The sequence below is a fragment of the Legionella jamestowniensis genome, from assembly GCF_001467745.1.
In the GTDB taxonomy this organism is placed as follows: domain Bacteria; phylum Pseudomonadota; class Gammaproteobacteria; order Legionellales; family Legionellaceae; genus Tatlockia; species Tatlockia jamestowniensis.
Genome location: NZ_LNYG01000013.1, coordinates 2,274,689 through 2,289,028, shown reverse-complemented (window position 1 = coordinate 2,289,028; position 14,340 = coordinate 2,274,689). Strand labels below are relative to the sequence as shown.

Below are 14,340 nucleotides of genomic sequence, written 5' to 3'. Positions count from 1 at the left end.
ATCCACCTCTAGTGTAAATCCTGTAACCGAGTAACTGTTTCTCGATCTTCATATTTCATCGCCAGGCACGCAGCTTCTGCGCCGGACAACGTAGTAGTATAGCTGACCTTATGCTGCAACGCATTGCGTCTTATGGCAAAAGAATCAGCAGTTGCCTGTTTCCCCTCTGTGGTATTTACAATGAAATCAATTTCATTATTTTTTATAAAATCTACCACATGAGGCCTGCCTTCGGCCACTTTAAAAACACGTCGGCAATCAATACCCGCTGCCTGCAAAACCAGCGCAGTTCCTCTCGTTGCAATAATTTCAAAGCCAAGCTGAATGAGACGTTTTACTATTTCCCCCACACGTGCTTTATCCGCATCACGCACTGAGACAAACGCTTTACGACGTCTCACAATATTGCAACTAGCGCCTAGCTGCGCTTTTGCATAGGCTTGCCCGAATCGTCTGGCGATCCCCATCACTTCACCGGTTGATTTCATTTCAGGTCCTAAAATAGAATCCACACCAGCAAACTTAATAAATGGAAAGACAGGGAGTTTAATAGAATAAAATGCTGGCATTGGGTAGTGCATACTTAAGCCCTGCTCTTTTAAACTTTGACCCACTTTGCATCGTGCAGCAATTTTAGCTAAAGGTAATCCCGTTGCTTTAGACACAAAAGGTACCGTTCTTGAAGCACGTGGATTCACTTCAAGCACGTAAATATCATCAGCCTGAATGGCAAATTGCGCATTGATCAAACCAACAACACCTAATTTTAAAGCTAATTGCCGAATTTGTTCCATTAAGTCTTGCTGAACGACGACGCTTAAGCTGAATGGCGGTAACGTACACGCAGAATCCCCCGAATGGATTCCCGCTTGTTCAATATGTTCCATGATACCACCTATCAATACCTCCTGGCCGTCACAAATAGCGTCAATGTCAACCTCAATGGCATCATTGAGAAATTTATCCAATAAAACTGGCGAATCATTGGATACGTCTACTGCCTTAGACAGGTATTGGCGCAAATCTTCTTCTTGATAAACAATTTCCATTGCCCTGCCACCAAGCACATAAGATGGTCTTACAACTAAGGGATATCCGATTTGTTTGGCCAGTTCTATCGCTTCTTCTTCACTTCGAACTGTGCCATTTGCAGGTTGATGCAAATTAAGTTCTGACACAAGTTGCTGAAAGCGCTCCCTATCTTCTGCCTGATCAATGGCATCTGGCGATGTACCAATGATTTTAACGCCATTTTCTTCAAGTGCCCTCGCCAATTTTAAGGGTGTTTGTCCACCATAGTGAACAATCACGCCTTCCGGTTTTTCGACAGCAACAATGGATAACACATCTTCGAGTGTTACGGGTTCAAAATAGAGTCTATCGGAAGTATCAACATCAGTAGAAACGGTTTCAGGATTACAATTTACCATAATTGTCTGGTAACCAGCTTCTCTTAATGCCATGGCCGCATGCACACAACAATAATCAAATTCAATCCCTTGACCAATACGATTAGGCCCTCCTCCTAAAATCATAATTTTTTTCTGATTCGTTTCAGGTTTTGCTTCACAAGCACTTTCATAACAAGAATAAAGATAGGCGGTATCGCTTGGAAACTCGCCAGCACAGGAGTCAATTCGTTTATAGACGGGTGTAACACCAAGCTCTAAACGATGCGCTCTTACTTGTTGCTCACTACTTAACAATAACCGCGCCAGATAGGCGTCAGAAAAACCGCGACGCTTCAACTGTTGCATGGTTACTTTGTCAATCATTTGAATAGATTGGCCAAGAAGGGTATTTTCCAACAATACCAACTCTTGAATTTGTGCTAAAAACCAAGGATCAATTTTACTTTCCAAATGAATCTCTTCAAGCGACAAGTCATGGCGAAATGCATCGGCCACGTACCACAACCGGTCAGGTGTTGGTTCTCTAAGATGGCCACGTAAACGTGCCAAATCGCCCTTTGCAAAAAGAGGCTCCAAACCAGAACGACCAATTTCCAAGCCACGGATAGCCTTTTGTAGTGATTCTTGGAAATTCGCCCCGATAGCCATGACTTCACCAACCGATTTCATTTGTGTGGTTAACGTAGTAGGCGTCTGGGGAAACTTATCGAAATTGAAACGGGGAACTTTGGTGACTACATAGTCAATGCTAGGCTCAAAGGATGCCGGTGTTTTACCACCTGTTATTTCATTAGCCAGCTCATCCAGAGTATAACCGACTGCTAATTTGGCTGCAATTTTAGCAATGGGAAAACCTGTTGCTTTGGAGGCCAAAGCGGAGCTTCGCGAAACACGAGGGTTCATCTCAACGATTAGCATGCGTCCATCTTCAGGGTTTATAGCAAACTGAACATTGGAGCCTCCTGTATCCACACCTACCGCCCTTAGCACTTTAATCGCTGCATCACGCATGCGCTGATATTCTTTATCAGTGAGTGTTTGTGCGGGTGCTACAGTAATCGAGTCACCTGTGTGGACACCCATGGGGTCAAAATTCTCGATAGTACAGACAATAATGCAATTGTCTTTTTTATCGCGGACTACCTCCATTTCATATTCTTTCCAGCCAAGTACTGATTCATCAATCAATAACTCATGAGTAGGGGATAACTGTAAACCGCGGGTGCAAATTTCTTCAAACTCTTCACGGTTGTAAGCAATACCTCCGCCGCTTCCCCCCATGGTAAACGAAGGGCGAATAATGGCTGGAAATCCTAATTGTGCTTGCACTTGAAATGCTTCTTCAAGACTATGGGCGATGGCCGAGCGTGGCATTTCCAAACCAATTTTTTTCATTAATTGGCGAAATTTTTCTCTGTCTTCTGCTTTATCAATCGCTTCACGAGTTGCCCCAATCATCTCAACCGAAAATTTGGCCAACACCCCTTCCCGGACGAGATCCAAAGCACAATTCAGCGCAGTTTGCCCTCCCATTGTCGGCAACAAGGCATCAGGACGTTCTTTCTCAATAATACGCTCTACTTCTTTCCACTGAATCGGTTCAATATAAGTCGCATCAGCAAGCTCAGGATCGGTCATGATGGTTGCCGGATTGGAATTGACCAAAATAACACGGAAACCTTCTTCCTTGAGTGCGCGAACTGCCTGGGTGCCGGAATAATCAAATTCACAAGCTTGACCAATTACAATGGGGCCAGCCCCCAGAATGAGGATCGATTTAATGTCAGTTCGTTTTGGCATAGAAGCTACAAAAAAAGAGTAAAGTGGCCTATTTTACCGAGTTTTGCCTAAAGATAATACCCATAATTGTGAATTCATATAGCCATTCACAGACTCACTAATTCACGCACCATTCATAAATTTTTATGTTGAAAATTATAAGCTATCTAACCTACCCTATATCTTCCCCATGATTAGAGGTTTTTATGATGAACAAATTTTTTGTAGGTTCTTTTTTTACTGTGAGTATAATTGCATCAGCAAGTAGCTACGCAGACAATGATTTTTCCTGTAAAGTCGAGGTCGCTGTCGCCACTCCACCCATTCAACTCACTCAAAACGTCAGTTTTAATGTGACCTCCGTTGAGAATTCAGGTCCTATTAGGTCTATTACACTAAAAGGAGGCAGTGCACCACAATTTTTAGATGTTGCTTGTTTCCATACGTACATCGTTAGCGCTACTGCTTATCCTGCTTTAAATAGCAGAAACAATGCGATTGGCGAATGTATTTTAAAAGCAGGAAATATTGCTTTTAACTATTCAGGGGATACAGTTTCAGTAGTATTTCCTAACGATTTTATTTGTAATAATTGAGTTTAAATTTCTTCTTGCAGAAGAATCGGCTACTTTAAAAACCTTAGAACTGGTTATGGAGTTTTTCCAATTTCCAGTTCACCTTGTTTATCCTTTATAATAGTGATGCAACCTTGCCCACCAATTTCCCAAAATCTCATGCAAGGCGATACTTAAGTAAAAAAGATTATAAGGGTTTGGTAAATAAATTTTCCCAATGCGCTCATCATTCCAGTAAAAAGTATAATCAGTTGGGGCTGCAACAGGGTGTAAACCCTGGGCAAGGCAAAGCGCCATCGAACGGCGCATATGGATTGCTGAGGTCACTAGATAAAAAGGCTTATCTTTAACCCATTGTTTAATAGCTTTTGCTTGATCGGCTGTATTAATAGAGGTTGTTTCCAGAACAATTTTAGATTTAGGAATGGAAAACCAGGAAGCCAGTTCTGCCAAACGGAAAGCCTCAGGTGTTTCAAATCCATAACCGCCCCCAGATAACAATAATCGCGCTTGGGGTAGTAGCTGATATAACCGAATGCCTTCCATCAGTCGTTTAATGCTCGCCGAGTTTAATTGGGCATTGATGGGTTTATTATTGATTTCTGATTGACCACCACTTAAAACAACAACCCAATGAATTGCTGGATCAACTTGAGTGATAACCGGATATTTATCCTCTAGCTTGCGAGTTAACAATTGCGGGAGCCAACCCGTGCTAAACAAAACAAGTAATGCTAACACGAGCGTCAATCCCCAACGCACTAATCGATTGTTATCACGCCACCACAGGAGGATTAAAAAGAACGTAAATAATAATAAGCAAATAAGATAGGGATTTAATAAGGTTTCCAATAGATGACGGATAATAACCATTTATTTAACCCGACGCATTAAGTAAAGCCCCAGTAAAGCAAAAAGAAAGGTGGGACCTATCGCTGCTATTTCTGCTGGCCATTGAAACACCTGACTGACAGGGCCAAAAAAACGATTGACAATGTGAAACCCAAAACCCGCCGTTGCCCCGATCAAGATTTTTGAACCCATGGTGGAGGAGCGCAAGGGTCCGAAAATAAAAGGAATAGCCAACATCATCATGACAGCTGTGGTTAAAGGCTGCATTAGGCGCTGCCAGTATGCCAGCTGATAATTCAAGGCACTTTGATGATTTTGCTTCTGGGCACGCAAATATTGTCGCAATTCATGAAGTGTCATTTCATCAGGCTCGTTACTACTTACCCGCAGAATACTAGGTTTTACAGACACATCCCAACGCATTTTTGGAATTTTACGCGCAAGGGTCTGATTATCATCAATAATGGTTTCCTCAACATTGAAGGCTAGCCATTGATTATTCACATAGACGATTTTGGCAATCTTACGCGCTAAACGCATTCGATGCGTACTATCAAACCGAAATTGATAAACATTCTCTAATGTATTATTAGCTAGTATTGTGCCTATCGCGATGAAATCATTACCATTGCGCACCCAAACCCCATGGGCCGTCCTTAGTGTTTGCCCTCCACTCAACGCTTGCATTTTTTGATCATTACTCCAGTGGGCCAGTCGAGGAATAATCGTTTCGCCAGTAATAGTAACCAATAAAATAACAATAAATGCCGCTTTTAAAACCGCCATCGTGATTTGGCCGATTGACATACCAGCAGCACGCATCACTACCAATTCCCTGTTATTGGCCATGATACCTAAACCAATTAACGATCCTAATAAGCTGGCCAGTGGAAAGAACAAGTAGACTTGATAAGGCATTTGCAGTAACACATAAAGCGCTGTTTGCCAGATACCAAAATCAGCCTTTCCAATATCATCCAATTGATTCACAAAAAGAATAAAAATTTGCAACCCCGCCAGCATCAACGTGACTAAAGCAATGGCTGAAAGTACTGTTTTGGCAATGTAGCGATCGAGAAGCTTCATGACAACTTCACCCGATTACGCCATATCAAGAATAATCCTAACCCTGCCACAACAAGATGTAGCCACCACATACCAATCCAGAGGGGAACCTTACCAGCGATAATCCAATCGCGTGATATAAACATAAAATTGGCATAAACAATGTACAGCACGATTGCAGGTAATAATTTTGCATATTTACCCGAGCGCGGGTTCACCCGACTAAGTGGAACTGCCACCAAGGTTAGCGTCAATACCATCATTGGTATCGATAAACGCCATTGCAACTCAGCGGCTTTTCGCAAATCTTTATTATTGAAGGGCAACAAACTGGCTGTCGAAGCAGATCGAGTGTCATTTTGAATAGCCATTGTTGGATGAGGCAAACGTACTTTATATTGATCAAAATGAGCAACCTGATAATCGGCTTTTCCAGGTAACCCCTCATATTCACTGCCCTGCTGCAATACGATATAGTCTTCATACGTTTTTGGATCAGTTTCTGCAAAGGCCCGTTCGGCCCACAGGATATCCCATTGTGAGTTTTTATCTTTCACAACCTGGCGTGCTAGAAAAACATGTTGTGCTTTTGTATGATTACGACTCATTGCCTCGACATAAAATACTTGTTTACCATTCGACACCTGACGAAATCGCCCTGGTACAATGGTTTGAATCAGGGTTTGTATTCCTGTTGTTTTCATTAGTTTGGCACGCTCCGTTGCAATCACAGGACTCACCCAGATCATGAGCACAGTAACAACGATGGCTACAACGATTGCCATAATGTACGTGTGCTTGATGAGTTGCGAAGGGCCATAGCCACATGCCTGTAACACTGTCATTTCACTTTCAGCGTAGAGACGACCATAAGCGATTAATAAGGCGATATAAAAGCCCAATGGAAGCAATAATCCCATCAGGTTAGGGAGCTCGAGCATCATTAGTTTCATGATGATCATGCCAGGAATATTGCCTGCGGCAGCACGATTTAAATATTGCACAAACTGATTACTCATGAAGATGAGTAATAGAATTGCTGTTAAAGCGATTAGCGTAGTAAAAACTTCTTTGGCTAAATAACGAAAAATTAACACTCGGTTCTCGGCTCTCTACTCGTGAACTGCTTAAATCCAGTATCTACACAACACTAAATTGAAGTCATTGATACCAACTACTGCCTTTTTATCCTGCGATGTGGCAGGTCTTGAATGCTTGTCACCACGGGATTGCACGTATAAACTGCAGAACGTAGAACCCAAGCTTCATGCGGTTGGTATCAATTACTCTATCCCCTACGTCCCGCGACTTGTTCGCGGGATCCAGAATGCTTGCAACATTAATGAATTCCGCAGATAAACCCCGGGGTGTAGGAGTCAAGCATTCCATACGCAGATACTAGCTATAAATCCTACTCTTACTTTAAATTTGTAGGTAGAATAGCAGAATGTCCCTAGGTAAACTAACAGTTTTTACTCAAGATAGGAAGTAAAATGAACTATAGCCTTGTTGAAACGCCTAACTTAAAAACCAGTGAATGTCTGGTTTTAGGGCGGTTTGCTGACGACACCACGCCTGAATTTATGCAAACTTTGGACAAACAGCATCAAGGCCTTATGAGTCGTTTATTGGCCAAACTGCCAGAAAAGGGCGATTGGGTTTGGCAAGCTGATATTGACAAACACAGTTTGTTATTAATCAATTGCGGCAAAAAATCAGAATTCACTGCCAAAGATTTAAAAAAATATTTAAACGAAATAGTCCCTGTACTTACTAAACAGCGTATTAGTACGGTCACAATCACCATGCCACCGCTTGCTGCGCATCAGCCCGATTGGCAAATCGAGCAAATGCTTTTACAAATAGACGCGCAACTTTATCAATCTCTAGACTTTAAAACGGGCAACAACAAAAGGCATCGACTGGAATCTGTCCAATTTCATTTACCAGGCGCTACTTCTAAAGCAGTAAAAACAGCAGCAGCCATTGCTGAGGGTGTAAAGTGTACACGAACCTTAGCGGACATGCCGGCTAATATCTGTACGCCTACCTACCTCGGAGAACAAGCCACAGAGTTGGCGAAGCAACATGAGCATTTAACGACTTCCATTCTCGGTCCGGAAGAAATGAAACAAATGGGCATGGGCGCTTTGCTGGCTGTTGCTCAAGGGAGCGTGCAACCACCACGACTGATTGAAATTAATTATTGTGGCGGCGGTGATGCCCCCCCTATTGTTTTAGTCGGTAAAGGCATTACTTTTGATTCTGGCGGTCTTTCGATAAAACCTGCCAATGCGATGGATGAAATGAAGTATGACATGTCGGGTGCTGCAAGTGTTTTTGGTACCTTAAAAGCCTGTGCTTTACTGAAGCTGCCTATCAATGTCATTGGCTTGGTTGCCAGTGCTGAGAATATGCCCAGCGGATCAGCAGTGAAACCTGGCGATATTGTAACATCGATGTCCGGGCAAACGGTTGAAATTTTAAATACCGACGCCGAGGGGCGACTCGTTTTAGCAGATGCATTAACCTATGCTGAACGCTTCAATCCGAGTTTTGTGATTGACATAGCCACATTGACCGGTGCCATGGTCGTTGCGTTAGGTTATGTCACCACCGGTTTCATGACCGAAGATGAAGCATTGGCTACACAAATCTTAGAAGCTGCAAAAGAAAGTGGTGATAAAACCTGGCGTTTCCCCCTAGATGACGCCTATCAGGAGGCTTTAGAAAGTCCTATGGCTGATATGATAAATGCAGCGTTTGACCGTGCAGCGGGGGCGATTACTGCCGCGTGCTTTTTAGCACGCTTTACAAAAAAATACCGTTGGGCACATTTAGACATTGCTGGAACAGCGTGGGTTTCCGGTAAGAAACGCAATGCCACAGGCCGTCCAGTTCCTTTACTAGTACAGTTGTTACGCCATGCCAGCAATTCGCGTTGATTTCTATTTATTAAATAGCCAGGATGAAGCCGCACGCTGGCTTTTAGCGTGCCGTCTTCTTGAAAAAGCTTATTTGCGCGGTCATCGGGTTTTTGTCCATTGCGAATCACAGAAAGACGCCCATGAGCTGGATGAATTACTTTGGACATTCAAAGATAACAGCTTTATTCCTCATAACTTACAGGGAGAAGGACCTGAACCTCCCCCGCCCATTCAAATTGGCTATCAAGCCGAGCCACGGGGCTATTCTGACATCTTGTTGAATTTAAATTCCACCATTCCTGAGTTTTATAAACGCTTTAAACGCGTGATGGAAATTGTGGTTAATGACGAGACTGCCAAAGAATTAAGCCGAAAACACTACAAGAAATACCGCACTCATCAATGCGAACTGCATACCCATAACATGGAGTAGTAGTTTTTTCCATCGTTTATAAAAAGTAATGGAGTTTTAATGCGTCTAAAATTAAATATCCTTCCTCATGGGGAATGCGCTCAGGTTTTTGTATATGCTGATCCGCATGAAGAATCTTTTCTTAATTGGCGAGTATTTAAAATTTGGCACAATAATAAAAGTGGCAGTATGACCCCTGTTTTTTCTCATGAAAACTATATCAATGATTACTATATTACTTTTTCTAGCAAAATACCTTTTAAATTATTTTGTGAACGCTTTTGGAATTCACCATTTATCAAATCAGAAAATTACCGTTTTCTAACTCATAATTGTAGTAATGCTGCTGTTTATGCCCTTCAACTGGCAGAAATTAAAATATCAGTGCCTCGATTAACCTTAATGCGGATACATCCTTTTCTTATAGGCATTCCAGGACCATTTCTCAGTCCCTTGGATCTTTTCTATCGCAGCAAAAACTTTAAAATAAAAACATTAGAAAACACCCCTTTGCCTCTGCAATCTGTTGATTTCAAACTCGAGCTAGCTCGCTCCAGGTTAACCTTTTGGTCCAAATCCAACAACAATAAAACACTGGCCAGTAATGTTAGAACCATGGTATCGGAGATTAAAAAAGAAGCTACATCCAATAAACACCAAAGTGAACTCTATCTTGAGGCATTAATCAAAACCATTGATTTAATTTCTCATGAGAATAACGAAGCAAGCAGACAAGATTATTGTCGTTTTATTACTCAGTTTAAAAAACGGGAATCCACCTCTAAGATGGATAAAGCAGTAACCCACTTTATGCTATTTTCTAATGTAATGATTTCGCTAAGCACTGTATTATTTATTGCTGGTCTGGAAGACTGGCGAGTGGACGCCTCTTTTTATTTAGGCACGGCATTTTTCTGTGCCCGCATTTTAAAAGGTATACAAGCAGACAAGAACTCAACCCTTCCTCTTTATCAGATTAAAGACACCCCATTGTCTTTGGCAATGCAACAAGTGGCAGCTGAAGCAGAAACAGATTTTCGTCCGAAACTAAGTGAATAAGAAAAGGAAACTTCACCTTTGAGGAAATGACACACTTTCTTAGCAAGCGTAGCCTGGGTGCAGATCCATAGGAGCGAAACCTGGGTTTCACAGCATTTCACCGGGCCCTACGTTGCTCCCCCCAAAAAATGATTTATGAACTATTCTTATAGATAGTCTCTTTTTTTATTGGAAAAAAGTATCATGAAAAAATCTGTTAAGAGTAAAAACAAACTTTCTAAGAAAGGTTTAAATAAAGTTTCTGGTGGCATGGAAGTGATTTCCGAGCCAGTCGATCCGGCCACCAAGAAACCTTACAATGGATTTGAGCCCATCTCACCAGGCAATTATTCTAAAAATAAATAAATTTTATTATGCAGCGCGCGCAAAAAGACTAATCTCCATACTTTTTACTCAAATAATAAGCAACTGCTCGAAGTCCCATTGCTTCCCCACCTTCTGGCCGCCCTGGTTTGGATGACACATTCCAAGCCATCACATCAAAATGAGCCCAGGAAACAGATTCTGGTATAAAACGCTGCAGAAATAAAGCAGCTGTAATAGCACCAGCATAAGGAGAAGAACTTGCATTGGCCATGTCAGCCAAGGTGGAATCCAACATGCCGCTATAGCCTGCAAATAGTGGCAAACGCCACACTGGATCATTGGCGTTAATTGACGCTTCTGCCAACGATTGCGCCAACTGATCATCATTACTGAATAAAGCCGCAATTTCAGTTCCCACTGCAACACGAGCAGCCCCAGTCAACGTTGAAAAATCTATCAATAATTCCGGAGGTTCTTCGCAAGCTTTTACAATGGCGTCTGCAAGGATGAGACGTCCTTCTGCATCCGTATTATCCACTTCAACAGTTAAGCCATTACGCATCGTTAGAATATCACCCGGTCTAAACGCATCCGGGCCAATTGCATTTTCAACCGCTGGAATAAACACTTGCAAATAAATGGGTAATTGTTGTTGCATGATCCATTGGGCTAAACCAATGACATGAGCAGCCCCTCCCATGTCTTTCTTCATTAAACGCATTGCTGTTGAGGGTTTGATGTCCAGTCCGCCACTGTCAAAGCAGACCCCTTTACCAACCAATGTAACCTTTGGATGATTCTTATCGCCCCAGGTTAAGGCAATAAGCCTTGGGGCTTTTGCTGATGCGCGACCTACTGCATGGATAGCAGGAAAGTTAGCGCTCAGTAGTTCGTTACCTACCCATTGTTGAAACGCTGCATTATTTTTTTCAGCCAAGTCCTCAACGACAGCAGCCAGTTCTTCAGGGCCTAAATCGTTCGTTGGTGTGTTAATTAAATGACGTACAAGAAATATTGCTTCAACATCAGCCAAAATTGCCGATAAAATATTTTCATTTACTATCAAAATCTTCGGAATGATGTCTTGTTGCTTATAGGTGGTAAAGCGATATTGAGCCAATGCCCAGGCCACAAGCGTTTGTGAAGAAACTTCTTTCTTAAGTTGGTAAGAAGCTGGGGGTAATTTCGTGGCGGCGCACGCAAGGGCCAACGCTTCTTCATTATTCCCTGTGCCAACATAAGCCTTTATTAATGTGCCCTCACTATTCGTAATAAGACAAATTTCGCCGGCCTTCGCTTTAAATTCTTGTAAAGAAAAGAAATTAAACTCTGCGGTGGTAAATAACCGCGATTCTGTTTCCCATTCTGTCTGACTAATTAAATGCAAGGAGATCGCTTTATCAGGGCAGGTGTCATAAAACAGGTTTGCATGCATAACTACTCCTTCATTTGACCACGGAACTGCGCCGGACGTATCCCCATCAACCGCAGACATCCTAAATAAATAATAACGACGACCGCCACATGGCCTAAAAGCCACGATAGGCGCAGAAAAGCAGGCTTGGCTAGCCAGTCATTCATACTACCAACCATTATAAATAAATACGCTGCAATTACTAAATTTGCCACCAGTAATTGCAATAGGAAGATTAACCAGCCAGCGGAAGGTTGATAAACTTTCCGTCGAATCAATAAAACAAGCAATACACCACAATTAACGTAGCCGGCCAAAGCAGAGGCCAGGGCAAGTCCTGCATGTGCTAAAGACCAAATAAATACTAAGCACAGTAAGCTATTTACTATCATGGCCAAGGCACCTATTTTTACCGGTGTTTTAATGTCTTGGCATGCATAAAAACCTGAGGCCAGTACTTTAACCATCATAAAGGCAGGTACACCAGTGCTGAGAGCAATTAGACTCTTTTGCGTTTGCATCAAATCGTTGGGTGTAAATGCGCCATAAGCAAAACAGGCGGCAATCAATGGCATGGAAAACATCGCCAAACCCAATCCAGCAGGAATGCCAATCAGCAAAATTAATCGTAACCCCCAATCAAGGGCACGGGAGTATTTTTCACTGCTTTGTTCCGCATGGCGTCTGGACAGATGCGGCAGAATAACCGTTGCGATAGCCACCCCAAACACACCCAAAGGGAAATCGGTCAAGCGGTCGGTATAATACAACCAGGTTACACTGCCCACTTTTAAGAAAGAAGCAAAGATGGAATCCACCATTAAATTAAGTTGGGCAATGGAAACACCGAACAATGCCGGCACCATTAATCTCACAACACGCCTGACACCTGGATCTCGCCAACCTACTTTGGGAGGCACCAATAATTTTCGTTTATACAAGAAAGGAAGTTGAAACAAAAATTGAGCAATTCCTGCAATCAATACCCCCCATGCCAATCCAACAACAGGTTCCTCCAAACGCGGACACAAGTATAAAGCAGCAAGAATCATGCTGATATTTAGTAATACTGGGGTAAAAGCGGGAACACCAAAATAACCATAAGTATTGAGCACAGCGCCTGCCATTGCGGTTAAAGAGACCAGCATTAAAAACGGAAAAGTCAGCCGCAACATTTCTGTAGCCAGGAGCGAGCGCGCACTGTGTTCACCAAAGCCTGGGGCAAAAAGCCAAATAATTATTGGTGCCCCTAAAATCCCAATGACAGTAACAAACGATAAAATCGTACCTAACTGCCAGGAAACACGTGCAATGAATTCCCGGACTTCTGGAAAAGTCCGCTGCTGCTGATACTCTGCCAGTACTGGAACAAACGCTTGTGAAAAAGCACCCTCTGCAAATAAACGTCGCATAAAATTTGGGATTCGAAAAGCGACATAGAATGCATCCATACCCGCCTGTGCCCCAAACAACTGGGCAATAATCATGTCACGGGCAAAACCTACCAGGCGGGATAACAATGTCATTGCTGACACAAGTGTTGTAGAACGTAAAAGACTTTGTCGTTTAGGGATCATTGTTTCAATCGCAGACATGATATTAAATAAATAAAGGCAATGCCTGCTATGATACCTTAGTCGCTGGCTTTTTATAATCAGCTAATATAAATTTGCAGAAGTAGCATTAAAAAAGGACTTTTCATGACAGCCTCTATTGCTTCTATTGCCCTGTATTCCTTCCTGGCGGGGCTTAGTATGATTGTTGGGGGGGCAATTGCCAGTTTGTACCAGCCTGGTGACAAACTATCCAGCGCAACACAACATTTTGCTGCGGGTGTCGTTTTTGCAGCAGTAGCCAAAGAGTTACTTCCCAAGCTTGGCGCGGATCAATCGACGCTAGCCCTGATCATAGGCTTCTCTCTGGGTGTAATCTGTATGCTTGTCCTTAAGCTGCTCGCCGATAAGTTGTCTGAAAATGAATCCGCCCAGACAGGTATTCCCCTTGGTTTGATTAGTGCTGTAGGCATTGACCTGTTTATCGATGGTATTTTAATTGGTATTGCCTTTTTGGCTGGCGCGCGGGGAGGAATATTAGTCGCTATCGCCCTCGCCATAGAAATTCTTTTTTTAGGCATTTCCACCACCGCATCGTTGGGGAAACGACAAGTCACTGTAAAAGCCAGACTTGCCTTAACCGTGCTACTTGCCTTATTGATCCCTGTTGGCAGCATTCTTGGTGCTTTTTTGTTATCGCAGTTATCCAAGGTGTTTACTGAAGGAGTTCTAGCGTTTGGTGTGGCCGCCTTGCTTTACCTGGTGACTGAAGAGTTGCTTACCGAAGCACATGAACAAGAGATTGAAAGTCCATATATCACTGCTTGCTTCTTTATTGGGTTTTTAAGCATCTTATTGTTAGAAAATATGATTGGATAGCAAATTTCCCATGCATTTTTTTTCTTCCCAGGCTATAATTTTAAAATTTGAGAGAGTGACCTGTTATTGCTATTAGTCCCTGTCAATATTGACAAATTCTAATACAT

12 protein-coding genes are annotated in these 14,340 nt (G+C 42.5%); 6 read left to right on the top strand and 6 right to left on the bottom strand.

The annotated features are described in order from the left end of the window. Positions 1–8: 8 nt before the first annotated feature. The gene (gene carB / locus Ljam_RS14560; protein WP_058450702.1) at positions 9–3,212 is read right to left on the bottom strand and encodes a carbamoyl-phosphate synthase large subunit; all 3,204 of its coding nucleotides are present in this window, start codon (positions 3,210–3,212) and stop codon (positions 9–11) included. Positions 3,213–3,397: 185 nt separating this feature from the next. Between carB and Ljam_RS14555 the strand changes: the two genes are divergently transcribed. Further along, positions 3,398–3,787 (top strand): hypothetical protein, encoded by a 390-nt coding sequence (locus Ljam_RS14555; RefSeq protein WP_058450701.1) that lies wholly within the window; start codon positions 3,398–3,400, stop codon positions 3,785–3,787. Between the two features lie 87 nt (positions 3,788–3,874). On the opposite strand, the gene Ljam_RS14550 is transcribed toward Ljam_RS14555, so the two are convergent. Genes Ljam_RS14550 through lptF form a run of 3 tightly spaced genes read right to left on the bottom strand, consistent with a single transcriptional unit; the run spans position 3,875 to position 6,780 of the window. Further along, positions 3,875–4,639, bottom strand: coding sequence for a YdcF family protein (locus tag Ljam_RS14550; protein WP_058450700.1), 765 nt, complete (start codon positions 4,637–4,639; stop codon positions 3,875–3,877). Beyond that, positions 4,640–5,704 carry an LPS export ABC transporter permease LptG gene (gene lptG, locus Ljam_RS14545; RefSeq protein WP_058450699.1) on the bottom strand — a complete coding sequence of 355 codons (1,065 nt, stop codon included), beginning with the start codon at positions 5,702–5,704 and terminating at the stop codon, positions 4,640–4,642. Continuing rightward, complete coding sequence (gene lptF, locus Ljam_RS14540; RefSeq protein ID WP_058450698.1) at positions 5,701–6,780, bottom strand: LPS export ABC transporter permease LptF; 1,080 nt, start codon at positions 6,778–6,780, stop codon at positions 5,701–5,703. The genes lptG and lptF overlap by 4 nt, the downstream gene beginning before the upstream one ends. A 396-nt stretch (positions 6,781–7,176) precedes the next feature. Here lptF and Ljam_RS14535 point away from each other — a divergent pair, with 396 nt between their 5' ends. The 4 genes from Ljam_RS14535 (at position 7,177) to Ljam_RS15280 (ending at position 10,426) form a co-directional block, all read left to right on the top strand. After that, a complete protein-coding gene (locus Ljam_RS14535; RefSeq protein ID WP_058450697.1) occupies positions 7,177–8,628 on the top strand; it encodes a leucyl aminopeptidase in 1,452 nt (483 codons plus the stop codon). Then, positions 8,609–9,043 (top strand): DNA polymerase III subunit chi, encoded by a 435-nt coding sequence (locus Ljam_RS14530; protein ID WP_058450696.1) that lies wholly within the window; start codon positions 8,609–8,611, stop codon positions 9,041–9,043. The genes Ljam_RS14535 and Ljam_RS14530 overlap by 20 nt, the downstream gene beginning before the upstream one ends. 39 nt (positions 9,044–9,082) lie before the next feature. Beyond that, entirely contained in the window at positions 9,083–10,081 is a 999-nt protein-coding gene (locus tag Ljam_RS14525; protein ID WP_058450695.1) for a hypothetical protein, read from the top strand. A 183-nt stretch (positions 10,082–10,264) separates the two neighbouring features. Then, positions 10,265–10,426, top strand: coding sequence for a hypothetical protein (locus tag Ljam_RS15280; protein WP_156411934.1), 162 nt, complete (start codon positions 10,265–10,267; stop codon positions 10,424–10,426). A gap of 28 nt (positions 10,427–10,454) precedes the next feature. Here the strand turns inward: Ljam_RS15280 and Ljam_RS14520 are convergent, their stop codons facing one another. Together Ljam_RS14520 and murJ are read right to left on the bottom strand one after the other, a co-directional pair. Beyond that, positions 10,455–11,822 carry a leucyl aminopeptidase family protein gene (locus Ljam_RS14520; protein WP_058450694.1) on the bottom strand — a complete coding sequence of 456 codons (1,368 nt, stop codon included), beginning with the start codon at positions 11,820–11,822 and terminating at the stop codon, positions 10,455–10,457. Between the two features lie 2 nt (positions 11,823–11,824). Continuing rightward, a complete protein-coding gene (gene murJ / locus Ljam_RS14515; protein ID WP_058450693.1) occupies positions 11,825–13,396 on the bottom strand; it encodes a murein biosynthesis integral membrane protein MurJ in 1,572 nt (523 codons plus the stop codon). Positions 13,397–13,501: 105 nt separating this feature from the next. On the opposite strand from murJ, the gene Ljam_RS14510 reads away from it, so the two are divergent. Then, the gene (locus Ljam_RS14510; protein ID WP_058450692.1) at positions 13,502–14,233 is read left to right on the top strand and encodes a ZIP family metal transporter; all 732 of its coding nucleotides are present in this window, start codon (positions 13,502–13,504) and stop codon (positions 14,231–14,233) included. Positions 14,234–14,340 lie beyond the last annotated feature (107 nt).